Genomic DNA, 12,179 nt, shown 5'->3' with positions numbered 1-12,179 from the left:
CGTGGCCCGGCTTGACCGGGCCACGACGCGGGGAGGCGACGCCGCCTCCCCGATGCGGGGAGGTGACGCGTGGACAATCCACCGACCTTCGCGGTTGGCCGGCGCGTTTTCACACGGCGTCGGAAGCCGAACCGTGACGGGAGACCCGCACCAGCAGGCACCCCGGCTTCGCGGTGTGGATGTTGACGAAGGCGGTTCGGGGGTCGGACAGGGCGTGCAGCAGGGGTTGCTCGACGGCCTCGCCCGGCCCCACATGCCCCAGGTCGTACAGGCACTGGTCCGCCGCGTCATACGCCCTGACCGAAACCAACGGGTTGCGCAGGACGATGTCCGCGATCTCGCCCGGCGCATCGGCGCGCTCACAGGCGTCCGCGTGCACGAAGATCGGGCTGGGCGTCCAGTAGATGCCCAAGGGCCGAGGCAGGTTGTACGATCCCAGCAGCATCGTTTCGCCGGGGCGGCCGGGGCGCAGGCAGTGGCGGCAGGGATACGACGCGCCGGTGCCGGGCTGCGCGACCACGCGGCGGACCGGGTTGCCGTTGTCGTCGACGCCGGTGCTGCGGAAGCGCTCCACCGTTTCGGTCGGGATCGGGATGCAGGTGAACGTGGTCATGATGGTCTCCGTTGAAACGGAGGCCATGTTGCCGACCCGTCCGCCGCCGCGCCTTCCGGGTCTTGCGCTGGCTATCCCGCGGCCGGTTGTTCCGCCGCAGTCATCCAGTCGCAGTCAGTCCGCCGCAGTCATTCCGCCGCAGTCATTCCGCCGCAGTCATTCCGCCGCTTGGGGAACCCAGCTCTTGTGCTCCCCGGCATAGAGCGGGCCGGGATTGCCGCTGACCGTGGTCCGCCACATGACCCGTGCATGGGTGTCGACGTCGAACCAGGTGGCGGCGTGGACGAGGCAGCGGTTGTCCCAGATCACAAGGTCGCCCGCCGACCATTCGTGCACATAGACGAAGCGCGGCTGGGTCATGTGCGACATCAGCTCCGTCAGCAGCTTGCCGCCCTCGCCGTCGGGGCCCGGCGACATCCCGGCGATCGGACCGTCCACCCAGTCCATCTGGCCGAACTCGCACAGGTACAGCGCCTTGCGGCCGGTGACCGGATGCGTGCGGACCAGCGGCTGGCGCTGCGGGCGCTGGTGCGGCTGCAACGGCTCCGGCGCGATGCCGGCCCGCACCGAGTCCCAGTTGCGCTTGGCGCTGGAGGCGCAATGGATCCCCTCCAGCGTCTCGATCCGAACCTGCAGGGCGGGCGGCAGCGCGGCATAGGCGGCGGTGCCGTCGGCGAACAGGGTCTGCCCCTGGTCCTTCGGCACCGGCACGACGGCGAGGAACAGGGAGATATCGGGCGGCGGCCGGCGATAGGACTGGTCCGTGTGCCAGCCGCGGCGATGCGGGAACTGCACGGGCAGGCTGCCATCGGGCATGAACGGCGGATCGGGCCGTTTCGGCGGCGGCCGGCTGACCGGCGGCGCGTTGGCGACGACGAAGATCTCCGGCACCGTCGCATGCACCATGTTCGCCGGGGTCAGGGTCCGTCGGTAATCCTCGACCTCGGTCCCGAACAGGCGGCTGAGGCGGACCAGCAGCTCCGGCTCGTCGGCCATGGCCTGCATGCCGGGGAGCAGCAGCAGGCCGGACGCCTCGGCCAGGATCGCCGGCAGCGCCGCCGGGTCGGCCTCGGCCGCGGCGATCAGGGCCTTGGCGTCATGCGGGGCGGCGGTCAGGGTGACGGAGCCGCCGAACCGGGCACGGGGCAGGGGGGATTGGACGGAGAAGACTGTGGGCACTCGCCGGCCTCGCGCTGGGTTCGTGGTCGCCCGTCGTGCTGACTCGGAAAGGCCATTGACATTGGGCGGCACATCGTAACCGGCTCTTCCCGAGCGTCAATCCGCGCCGCGGTGGGGGTTTATCGAGACCGGTTGTCTGCCGGCGCTGCCAATCTTGGTGCACTTGACCGCGGTTCAGCGTCAACGCTGATCGCGCATCCGCTTTACGCGACGCCAAAATGTACCTGACGCACGCAGGTTGCGTCAGCCACAAACGCGATCGTTCCCTTTAAACTCGATGCACCGCCGAAGCAGCTAACCTGCTCCGAACCGGACCCGGACGCCGTTCCGCGTCTCGGTCGGCAGGCATAGCGCCGCCAGGGCCGGGGCCACGGCGTCCGGCTTGGCCAGCGTGGTGCGGTCCTCGCCGGGAAAGGCCTGGGCGCGCATGCGGGTCGCGACGATGCCGGGATCGAACAGGTTGACGCGCAGGCGGAACGTCGCGACCTCCTGCGCCCAGGTCAGCACCAGGTGCTCCATCCCGGCCTTCGTGGCGCCCAGCGCGCCCCAATACGCCAGCGGTTCGCTCGCCCGCCGTTCCGTCACGAACACCGCTCGGCCGGCCGGGGCCTGGCGCAGCAGCGGTTCGGTGGTGCGGATCAGCCGCCAGGACGCGGCGAAATTGACCGCCACCACGTCGGTCCAGTCCTTTGGCAGGATATGTCCGACCGGAGTCAGGCGGCCCAGCGTGCCGGCATTGTGGACCAGCACGTCCAGCCGGCCGAAGCGCTGGTACAGGCTGGGGCCGATGGCGTCGATCTGCTCGCCGTCGTGCAGGTCCAGGGGCAGGATCGTCGCCTGCCCGCCCGCGGCGCGGATGGCGTCGTCGGTCTCCTCCAGCCCGCCTTGGGTGCGGGCGGTGATGACGACCTGCGCGCCCAGCCGTCCGAGTTCGACCGCCGCCGCGGCGCCGATGCCGCGGCTGGCGCCGGTGACAAGCGCCACCGCGCCGTCCAGGGGTTTCGCCATCTCAGTTGCTCGCGGTCAGCAGGCTCAACTGCCGTTCGCTGTTGTCTTCCAGGTCCGGCAGGCTGATCGGATAGTCGCCGGTGAAACAGGCGTCGCAGAACTGCGGCGCCATGTGGTCGCGCCCCTCGCGCCCCAGGGCGCGGTAAAGCCCGTCGATGGAGATGAACGCCAGGCTGTCGGCACCGATCAGCGCCGCCATCTCCTCGACGGTATGCCGAGCGGCGAGGAGTTGGCCGCGTTCGGGGGTGTCGATGCCGTAGAAGCAGGAATGCGTCGTCGGCGGGGAGGAGATCCGCATATGCACTTCCCGCGCCCCGGCGGCGCGGACCATCTCGACGATCTTCTTGCTGGTGGTGCCGCGCACGATCGAGTCGTCGACCAGGATGACGCGCTTGCCCTCCAGCATCGGGCGGTTGGCGGAATGCTTCAGCTTCACGCCCAGGTGGCGGATATGGTCGGTCGGTTCGATGAAGGTGCGGCCGACATAGTGGTTGCGGATGATCCCAAGCTCGAACGGGATGCCGCTTTTGGCGGCGTAGCCCATGGCGGCCGGCACGCCCGAGTCGGGGACCGGAACGATCACGTCGGCCTCCACCGGCGCCTCCTCGGCCAGCTCCGCGCCGATGCGCTTGCGGGCTTCGTAGACGGGCGTGCCTTCGACGATCGAGTCGGGACGGGCGAAGTAGATGTATTCGAAGACGCAGAACCGTTCCGGGCGGCGGCCGAAGGGCTTGATGCTCTCGACCCCGTTGTCGTCGATGACGACGATCTCCCCCGGTTCGATGTCGCGGACGAAGTGGGCGCCGACGATGTCGAGCGCGCAGGTCTCGCTGGCCAGCACCCAGCCGCCGGTTGCCTCGTTGCCGATGCGGCCCAGGATCAGCGGGCGCACGCCCAGCGGGTCGCGCACGCCCACCAGCGCCTGGTTGGACAGCGCCACCAGCGAATAGGCGCCGATCACCTGCTTCAGCGCGTCGATCAGCCGGTCCACCACGGTGGAATAGAGGCTGATCGCGATCAGGTGGACGAACACCTCGGAGTCGGTCGTCGACTGGAACAGGCAGCCGCGGCGGACCAGCGCGCGGCGCAGGATATGGGCGTTGGTCAGGTTGCCGTTATGCGCCACGGCGAAGCCGCCGAACTCGAAATCGGCATATAGCGGCTGGACGTTGCGCAGGATCGTATCGCCCGTGGTCGCGTACCGGTTGTGGCCGATGGCGACGCGGCCGGGCAGCTTCTCGATGACCCGCGCCTCGCCGAAATTGTCGCCCACCAGGCCCAGGCCGCGATGGGAGTGGAAGCGGTTGCCGTCCAGGCTGACGATGCCTGTCGCCTCCTGCCCGCGGTGCTGCAGCGCGTGCAGCCCCAGCGCGACGACGGCGGCGGCATCGGGGACGCCCCAGACGCCGAAGACGCCGCATTCCTCATGCAGCTTGTCGTCCTCGCCCAATAGATCGTCCGGGCCGAGACGGGCGGGTGCGGACATGATCGACAACTCCTAATCCCTCGCTTCGGGCTTGCCCGTCGCGCGCCCTTCGGGGGCGGCGTGGAACAAGGCCTCGGCAGTGGTTTCCCGGCCTTGCGGCGGGGGATCGAGACGGTGCGGGCGGTAATCCGGGGGCAACTGGTCGCGGACCCAGGCGGCGGCTTCATACGTGGGCGTCAGCACGCGCGCGTTCAGCACGGGTTCGGGCCAGCGGTCGATCGGGATCACCATCTGCGCGATGATATAGGCGATGATGACGATGCACGCACCCCGTACAAGGCCGAATACCAGCCCCAATGTGCGGTCAAGACCGCCCAGGACCGAGTTGCGCACGAACCCGGCGAGGATCTTCGCCACGATGCTGAACACGACCAGCGCGATCAGGAACAGGATGATGAAGCTGGCCGGCTCGATCCACTCGGGCGAGGGCACCCAGGACTGCACCCAGCCGCGCACCGCCGGCATCTCGGCGAACGCCACCACGCCCGCGCCCAGCCAGGCGGCGATGCCCAGAACCTCCCGCACCAGCCCGCGCCCGAAGGCGAGCAGGCCCGACAGGGCCACGAACCCGAACACCGCGATATCGACCCAAGTCATGCCACTGCCCAAGTCATGCCACCGCCCAAGTCATGCCACCGCCACATCATGTTCGGTCGCCTTATCCACTCCCGGAGGGCGAACGCCAAGACATTGATGCGCCATGGTGGTGTGCAGGGGGCGTGCAGGTGGCTTGAACCGGCGTTCCCCGCCCGTCATCATCGGACGATGACCGACCCGTCCCGCCCGTTCCAGCGCCTGGACTACCAGGCCGCCATCGATCGTCCCCGGCTCGCATTGCCCGACGGCAAGCGGGTCGCGGTGTTCCTGGTGGTCAATATCGAGCGCTGGGACATCGACCGCCCGATGCCGCGGCAGGTGCTGACCGCGCCGCAGGGGGCGTCGGTGGTGCCGGACGTGCCGAACTGGGCGTGGCACGAATACGGGATGCGCGTCGGCTTCTGGCGGGTGAAGGCAGCGCTCGACGCGCACGGCATCGCGCCCACGCTGGCGATCAACGGCGCCGTCCCCGCCGCCTATCCCCGCGTCACCCGGGCCTGCCGCGACGCGGGGTGGGAGTTCATGGTCCACGGCTACCACCAGACCGCGACCCACAACGTCGACGACCGGCGCCGCATGATCCGCGAGGCGATCGACGCGCTGCGGGCGGCCGGCGGACATGACCCGGTCGGCTGGCTGGCGCCCGGCCTGACCGAGACGCTGGACACTCCCGACCTGCTGGCCGAGGCCGGCATCCGCTACTGCGCCGACTTCGTCATCGACGACCTGCCGGCCACGCTGCGCACGCAGCACGGCCCGATGCTGACCATGCCGTACAGCGTCGAGCTGAACGACATCCCGATCATGATGATCCAGCACCACCGCGCCGAGGAGCTGTACGACCGCACCGTCGCCCAGTTCGACCGGCTGTACCAGGAGGCCGCAAGCCAGGGAGCGAAGGTCATGGGCCTGGCGGTGCATCCCTATATCAGCGGCGTGCCGCATCGGATCGGCTGGTTCGAGAAGGCGCTCGCGCACATGGCCGGGCAGCCCGGCACAATGTTCTGGCAAGGACGGCAGATCATGGACTGGTATCTGAAGGCCACCGCATGAGCTTCATGGCGAAATGGGGCCTGCTGTCGCAGGCGGAGCGGGACGCGGCCTACAACAACACGGCCGCCGTGGCCGACAGCGCCGTGCTGAGCGCGGCGCGGGAGGTCGCGTCCTCGGCGTTCCGCGTGGCCAACCCGATGCACCTGGACCTGCGCTACGGCCCCAGGGAGCGCAACACCTGGGACCTGTTCCCGCAGCCGGACCCGGACGCGCCGTGCATCGTGTTCATCCACGGTGGCTACTGGCAGCGCAACAGCAAGGAGCAGTTCGCCAACCTGATCGCCGGGCCGCATGCCAACGGCTGGGCGGCGGCGCTGCCGGGCTACACCCTGGCACCGGACGCGACGCTGACCCAGATCGTGGCCGAGGTCCACGCCGCACTCGACTGGCTCGCGGACCGTGGGCCGGCGCACGGGATCAACGGACCGGTGGTCCTGTCCGGCTGGTCGGCGGGCGGGCACCTGACGGCGGCGTGCCTGGACCATCCGCTGGTCAAGGCCGGGCTGGCGATCTCCGGCGTGTTCGAGCTGGGGCCGATCCGCGACACCTACCTGAACGACAAGCTGCGGCTGGCCGAGGCGGAGATCGTCGCGCTGTCGCCGATGCGCCAGCCGATGGTGCCGAAGCCGCTGGCGATCGCCTACGGGACGAAGGAGCTGCCGCCGCTGGTCTCCGACAGCCGCGACCTGCACGCGCTGCGGGCGTCGCAGCATCTGCCGGGCGCGCTGATCCCGGTGGCAGGAGCGGACCATTTCACCATCGTGCATGAACTGCGCGATGCCGAGGGCGTGCTGACCCGGCAGCTTCCGCTGCTGCTGGGGTGAGGCCGCGGGCGTGGGGCCCACCACGCGAGGAGACGCCCATGCCGCCCGATTTCGCGACCACGGATACCGCCCCCGAGGTTGCCCCGGACATCGCCCCGGGCACCGGCCCAGACACTGCCCCGGACACTGTCCCGAACACTGTCCCGAACATTGTCCCTGGGGCCAACCCCTTGGGCGTCGCCATCATCGGCGCCGGCTTCGGCGGGATCGGCATGGCCATCCGGCTGAAGCAGCAGGGCCGCACCGACTTCCTGGTGTTCGAGCAGGCGGACGACATCGGCGGCACCTGGCGCGACAACCACTATCCCGGCTGCGCCTGCGACATCCCCGCATCGCTCTATTCGTTTTCGTTCGCGACGAACGGCCGGTGGTCGCGCCGCTATCCCACCCAGCCGGAAATCCTGGCCTATCTCCGCGCCTGCGTCGATCGTTTCGGCGTGCGGTCCCACCTGCGCCTGGGCCTTGGCCTGGTCGCGGCGCGCTTCGATGCCGGGACGGGACTCTGGCAGTTGTCCCTGACCGACGGGTCCGCGGCCGCCGCCCGCGCGCTGGTGGTGTCCGTCGGCCAACTGCACACCCCGTTCGTCCCCGACCTGCCGAACCTGGAGAGCTTCGCCGGTCCGCGCTTCCACTCCGCGTGCTGGGACCACGCCGTGGACCTTGGCGGCAAGCGGGTCGCGGTCATCGGATCGGGGGCGAGCGCGGTGCAGTTCGTGCCCCGGATCGCCGAACAGGCCGCGTCCGTCACCGTCTATCAGCGCACCGCGCCCTGGATCCTGCCGAAGCGCGACCCGGTCAACGGGCTGCTGAAACGATCCGTCATGGCGCGGTGCGCACCGGCGCGGCGGCTGGCGCGGGCCTGGACGTTCCTGGCCCATGACTGGCGCGCCGTCGGCTTCGTCTGGGCGCCCTGGCTGCTGACCGCGGTGGAACGCCGAGCGCGCAGCTTCGCCAAGCGGGAGCTGGCGAACGGCGACGTGCGGACGGCCGTGACGCCCGACTACCGGATCGGCTGCAAGCGGATCCTGCTGTCGAACGACTTCCTCGCCGCGTTGAACCGGCCCACCGTTGCGGTGGTGACCGACCCGATCGCCTCGGTCTCGCCCACCTCCGTCGTCACTGCCGACGGATCGGCCCGCCCCGCCGACGTGCTGGTCTTCGCGACCGGCTTCCGCGCCAGCCAGCCCTTGAGCGGGGTATGCATCATCGGTCCCTCCGGCCAATCCCTCGCCGACGCCTGGCGCGACGGCATGGCCGCTCGGCTGGGCGTCGCGGTCGCCGGCTTCCCCAACCTGTTCCTGCTGGGCGGACCGAACACCAGCCTGGGCCACAATTCGGTGGTGTTCATGCTGGAGGCGCAGATCGGTCACATCCTGCGCTGCCTGCGGCGCCTGGGCGGGCACCGGGCCCTGGACGTGCGGCCGGAGGCGCAGGCGCGGTTCCTGGCCTGGCTCGATCGCCGCATGCGCCGCACGGTCTGGCTGTCGGGGTGCCGGAGCTGGTACCTGGACCGGTCCGGCCGGAACACGACGCTGTGGCCGGGCTTTGCCGCGGGCTACTGGTTGCGGATGCGGCAGCCGATCGGCGAGGCTTATCGTGTGACGCCCCGCAACCGCATCCCGGACGACTGACGGGTTGCGGACATCGCCCCTTCTTATGTTAGCTATCACGGAAATGGATTTATCTCGCGCCGATTTCAGTCTGCTGCTCTCGCTCGAAGCATTGCTGGCGGAGCGCAACGTCTCCCGAGCGGCGATGCGCCTCGGGCTGTCGCAGCCGGCGCTGTCGGCGCAACTGGCGCGGCTGCGGGAGATGTTCGGCGACCCGCTGCTGGTCGCGACCGCGCGGGGCATGGTCCCCACCGCCCGTGCGGAGTCGTTGCAGTCGCCGTTGCACGATCTGCTGGAACGCCTGCGCGGCCTGGTGGTGGAGCAGGTGCCGTTCGACCCCGCCACCGCCACGAACACGTTCCGCATCGCCGCTTCGGATTTCGTGCATCGCGCCCTGATGCTGCCGGCCAAGCTGGCGGCGGAGGCGCCGCATGTCCGGCTGGCCCTGCTGCGCCTGGACGCCCAGCGGGCGTGGCAGGAGCTGGAGACGGGGGAGGTCGACCTGCTGATCGCGTCCGAACGGCTGACCCCGAAAGGCGCCCGCGCGCGCAAGCTGTTCGACGAGCACCTGGTGTTCGTGCAGCGGCGCGGCCATCCGCGCGGGACCGGCGAGCTGAACCTGGAGACGTTCTGCGCGCTGGACCATGTGCTCGTTTCGCCCGAGGGCGGGGGTTTCCTGGGCGTCGCCGACGAGATGCTCGCGGCGCTGGGGCGGACGCGCCGGGTGGTGGCGTCGCTGCCCAGTTTCCTGCTGGTGCCGTCGATGATCGCCGGCACCGACATGGTGGCGATGCTGCCGGAATGCGTGGCCTTGCTGTTCCAGGGGCAGGGGCAGATGGACGTGTTCCCGCCGCCGTTCGAAATGCCGGTGTTCACGATGTACGCCAGTTGGCACCAGCGCCGGCAATTGGACCCGGCGCATGTGTGGCTGCGCGAACGTGTGCGTGCCGCGGTCCCCGATGCCAAGCAGTGTGAGGAAGAAGGCCGGTTGTTCGCGACAGCGCCGTGACGCGACGATCCGCCGCGGTCGTCGGCGGCGGTCCGGCGGGGTTGATCGCGGCCGAGTTCCTCTCCGCCGCCGGGGTCGCGGTCACCGTGTACGACCGGATGCCGTCGGTCGGGCGCAAGCTGCTGATGGCGGGACGCAGCGGGCTGAACCTGACGCACTCCGAGGCCTTGCCGGATCTCCTCGCACGCTACGGGGCGGCGCGGGGGCGGCTGGCGCCGCTGATCGAGGCGTTCCCGCCCGAGGCGCTGGTCGCCTGGTGCGAGGGGCTCGGTCAGCCGACCTTCGTGGGCAGCAGCGGACGGGTGTTTCCGGTGGCGATGAAGGCCTCGCCCTTGCTGCGCGCCTGGCTGGGCCGGCTGGCGGCACGGGGGGTGGTCGTGCGCCCCCGCCACGGCTGGATGGGCTGGGACGGGGACGCGCTGCGGTTCCAGGTCGGGGGTGGCGACGGGCGCGCCGTTCCTGGCCGTGACGGAGGTGGCGTTCCCGGCCGTGACGCGGATGGCGTCGTTGCGGGTCGCGCCGCGCCGGCCTTGGTCGTACGGCCGGATGTGACGGTTCTCGCGCTGGGCGGGGCGTCGTGGCCTCGGCTTGGGTCGGATGCCGCCTGGACCCCATGGATGGCGCCGCTGGTCACGCCGTTCCGGCCGGCCAATTGCGGCTTCGCCGTCGCCTGGTCCGCACCGTTTCGCGACCGGTTCGCCGGCCGGCCGCTGAAGCGGCTGGCGCTGCGCTTCGGCGGGACGGTCGTGCGCGGGGAGGCGGTGGTGACGTCGACCGGCATCGAGGGCGGCGCCGTCTATGCTTTGTCCGCGCCGTTGCGGGACGCGATCGAAACCCAAGGATCCGCGACGCTGGCGATCGACCTGCGGCCCGACCTTTGTCGCGCGGCGCTGGCCGAACGGCTGGGCGGGCCGGCGCGAGGCCAGTCGTTGAGCAACCGGTTGCGCAAGCAAGCCGGGCTGTCGGCGGAGGCGATCGGGCTGGTGCAGGAAGCGCTGCACGCCGGCGCGCCGTCCTTTGACCTTGCGGGGCTGATCAAGGCGCTCCCTTTGCGCCTGACCGGGACCGTTCCGATCGACCGCGCGATCTCCTCGGCCGGCGGGCTGCGCTGGGACGCGCTGGACGAGGGGCTGATGCTGCGCGACCGCCCCGGCGTCTTCGCCGCGGGCGAGATGCTGGACTGGGAGGCACCGACCGGCGGCTATCTGCTGCAGGCCTGCTTCAGCACCGGCGTCGCGGCGGCCCGCGGCGCGCTGCGCTGGCTGGAAGGCGGGACGCGGCCATGATGGCGAATGGGTTGCACTTGCCATGCCATTGGTTCAAATCAGCCCCCGACCAAAGATCCCGAGGGAGCCGATATGTCCGCCAGCAGGCCGAGGACTCTGTTCGACAAGATATGGGACAGCCATGTCGTCGAGAAAATGCCGGACGGCACCTGCATCCTTTATATCGACCGGCACCTTCTCCATGAAGTCACCAGCCCCCAGGCGTTCGAGGGGCTGCGGCTGGCCGGCCGCAAGCTGCGCCGGCCGGACCTGACGATCGCCGTCGCGGACCACAACATCCCGACCGTGGGGTCGCGGCTGCCGTCCGACATCAAGGAGGAGGACAGCCGCATCCAGGTGCAGACGCTGGAGAAGAACGTCAAGGAATTCGGGGTGCCGTATATCCCGATCCTCGATAAGCGGCAGGGCATCGTGCATATCATCGGGCCGGAGCTTGGCCTGTCGCTGCCGGGGCTGACGATCGTGTGCGGCGACAGCCATACCTCCACGCACGGCGCGCTGGGCGCGCTGGCCTTCGGCATCGGCACCTCGGAAGTCGAGCACGTGATGGCGACGCAGACGCTGCTGCAGCGCCCGGCGAAGAACATGCAGATCGACGTGTCGGGCACGCTGGGGTTCGGCTGTTCGGCCAAGGACATCGTGCTGGCGATCATCGGCAAGATCACCACGGCCGGCGGGACCGGGCACGTGATCGAATATACCGGCGACGCGATCCGCGCGCTGGACATGGCCGGCCGCTGCACCATCAGCAACATGTCGATCGAAGCCGGCGCCCGGGCCGGCCTGATCGCGCCCGACCAGACGACGTTCGACTACGTCAAGGGACGGGATTTCGCCCCCAAGGGCGCGGCGTTCGAGCAGGCGGTCGCCTATTGGAGGACGCTGCCGTCCGATCCGGGCGCGCATTACGACACGGTGGTGAAGCTGACGACGGCCGAGATCGCGCCGATGGTGACCTGGGGCACGACGCCGGGCGCCGTGGTGCCGGTGACGGGCGTGGTGCCGAACCCGGCCGAGGAAGCGGACGAGGGCAAGCGGACGCAGTTGAACCGGATGCTGGAATACATGGGCCTCGCCCCCGGCCAGCACATGGAGGACCTGGGGATCGACGTGGTCTTCATCGGCTCCTGCACCAACGGCCGGATCGAGGACATCCGCGCCGCCGCCGCGGTCGCCAAGGGCCGCAAGGTGGCCGACGGCGTGCAGGCGATGGTGGTGCCGGGGTCGGGCCTGGTGAAGCAGCAGGCGGAGGCCGAGGGGCTGGACAGGATCCTGCTGGAAGCCGGGTTCGAATGGCGGGAGCCGTGCTGCTCGATGTGCCTGGGGATGAACCCGGACAAGCTGACGCCGGGCCAGCGCTGCGCGAGCACGTCGAACCGGAACTTCGAGGGCCGGCAAGGCCCGAACGGCCGGACGCACCTGGTCTCCCCGGCCATGGCGGCGGCCGCGGCGGTGACGGGGAAGCTGACCGACGTGCGGCAGTTGATGTGAAAGCGTGCGGCGAGCGAAATCCG

11 protein-coding genes are annotated in these 12,179 nt (G+C 70.2%); 6 read left to right on the top strand and 5 right to left on the bottom strand.

The window, feature by feature from the left end:
• Positions 1–109: 109 nt before the first annotated feature.
• The 5 genes from VHB27_RS05725 to VHB27_RS05705 form a co-directional block, all read right to left on the bottom strand.
• Entirely contained in the window at positions 110–613 is a 504-nt protein-coding gene (locus VHB27_RS05725; protein ID WP_325598105.1) for a DUF1203 domain-containing protein, read from the bottom strand.
• Between the two features lie 156 nt (positions 614–769).
• Positions 770–1,792, bottom strand: a complete 1,023-nt coding sequence (locus tag VHB27_RS05720; RefSeq protein WP_325598103.1) for a TauD/TfdA dioxygenase family protein — start codon at positions 1,790–1,792, stop codon at positions 770–772.
• Between the two features lie 294 nt (positions 1,793–2,086).
• Complete coding sequence (locus VHB27_RS05715; RefSeq protein ID WP_325598101.1) at positions 2,087–2,800, bottom strand: SDR family NAD(P)-dependent oxidoreductase; 714 nt, start codon at positions 2,798–2,800, stop codon at positions 2,087–2,089.
• Between the two features lies 1 nt (position 2,801).
• Complete coding sequence (purF, locus tag VHB27_RS05710) at positions 2,802–4,286, bottom strand: amidophosphoribosyltransferase (protein ID WP_325598099.1); 1,485 nt, start codon at positions 4,284–4,286, stop codon at positions 2,802–2,804.
• Between the two features lie 12 nt (positions 4,287–4,298).
• Complete coding sequence (locus VHB27_RS05705) at positions 4,299–4,883, bottom strand: CvpA family protein (protein WP_325598097.1); 585 nt, start codon at positions 4,881–4,883, stop codon at positions 4,299–4,301.
• 168 nt (positions 4,884–5,051) lie between these two features.
• On the opposite strand from VHB27_RS05705, the gene VHB27_RS05700 reads away from it, so the two are divergent.
• From VHB27_RS05700 to leuC, 6 genes are all read left to right on the top strand, one after another.
• The gene (locus tag VHB27_RS05700) at positions 5,052–5,936 is read left to right on the top strand and encodes a polysaccharide deacetylase family protein (protein ID WP_325598095.1); all 885 of its coding nucleotides are present in this window, start codon (positions 5,052–5,054) and stop codon (positions 5,934–5,936) included.
• Entirely contained in the window at positions 5,933–6,760 is an 828-nt protein-coding gene (locus VHB27_RS05695; protein ID WP_325598093.1) for an alpha/beta hydrolase, read from the top strand. The genes VHB27_RS05700 and VHB27_RS05695 overlap by 4 nt, the downstream gene beginning before the upstream one ends.
• A gap of 38 nt (positions 6,761–6,798) precedes the next feature.
• On the top strand, positions 6,799–8,391 hold the full coding sequence (locus VHB27_RS05690; RefSeq protein WP_325598091.1) for a flavin-containing monooxygenase: 1,593 nt from the start codon (positions 6,799–6,801) through the stop codon (positions 8,389–8,391).
• Between the two features lie 43 nt (positions 8,392–8,434).
• The gene (locus tag VHB27_RS05685) at positions 8,435–9,379 is read left to right on the top strand and encodes a LysR family transcriptional regulator (RefSeq protein WP_325598089.1); all 945 of its coding nucleotides are present in this window, start codon (positions 8,435–8,437) and stop codon (positions 9,377–9,379) included.
• A complete protein-coding gene (locus VHB27_RS05680) occupies positions 9,376–10,665 on the top strand; it encodes a TIGR03862 family flavoprotein (RefSeq protein ID WP_325598087.1) in 1,290 nt (429 codons plus the stop codon). Before VHB27_RS05685 ends, VHB27_RS05680 begins: the two co-directional genes overlap by 4 nt.
• 72 nt (positions 10,666–10,737) lie before the next feature.
• Entirely contained in the window at positions 10,738–12,156 is a 1,419-nt protein-coding gene (gene leuC, locus VHB27_RS05675) for a 3-isopropylmalate dehydratase large subunit (RefSeq protein WP_325598085.1), read from the top strand.
• Positions 12,157–12,179: the final 23 nt, after the last annotated feature.

Source organism: Rhodopila sp., from assembly GCF_035548235.1.
Lineage (GTDB): Bacteria > Pseudomonadota > Alphaproteobacteria > Acetobacterales > Acetobacteraceae > Rhodopila.
Note: the sequence above shows the minus strand (reverse complement) of the source record. Positions and strands in the feature narration are given on the sequence as shown.

Bases quoted from the DNA above. Each gene is read 5' to 3' on its own strand.
- VHB27_RS05725 (WP_325598105.1), bottom strand. From the start codon at position 613: ATGACCACGTTCACCTGCATCCCGATCCCGACCGAAACGGTGGAGCGC.
- VHB27_RS05715 (WP_325598101.1), bottom strand. From the start codon at position 2,800: ATGGCGAAACCCCTGGACGGCGCGGTGGCGCTTGTCACCGGCGCCAGC.
- purF (WP_325598099.1), bottom strand. From the start codon at position 4,286: ATGTCCGCACCCGCCCGTCTCGGCCCGGACGATCTATTGGGCGAGGAC.
- VHB27_RS05705 (WP_325598097.1), bottom strand. From the start codon at position 4,883: ATGACTTGGGTCGATATCGCGGTGTTCGGGTTCGTGGCCCTGTCGGGC.
- VHB27_RS05700 (WP_325598095.1), top strand. From the start codon at position 5,052: ATGACCGACCCGTCCCGCCCGTTCCAGCGCCTGGACTACCAGGCCGCC.
- VHB27_RS05695 (WP_325598093.1), top strand. From the start codon at position 5,933: ATGAGCTTCATGGCGAAATGGGGCCTGCTGTCGCAGGCGGAGCGGGAC.
- VHB27_RS05690 (WP_325598091.1), top strand. From the start codon at position 6,799: ATGCCGCCCGATTTCGCGACCACGGATACCGCCCCCGAGGTTGCCCCG.
- VHB27_RS05685 (WP_325598089.1), top strand. From the start codon at position 8,435: ATGGATTTATCTCGCGCCGATTTCAGTCTGCTGCTCTCGCTCGAAGCA.
- leuC (WP_325598085.1), top strand. From the start codon at position 10,738: ATGTCCGCCAGCAGGCCGAGGACTCTGTTCGACAAGATATGGGACAGC.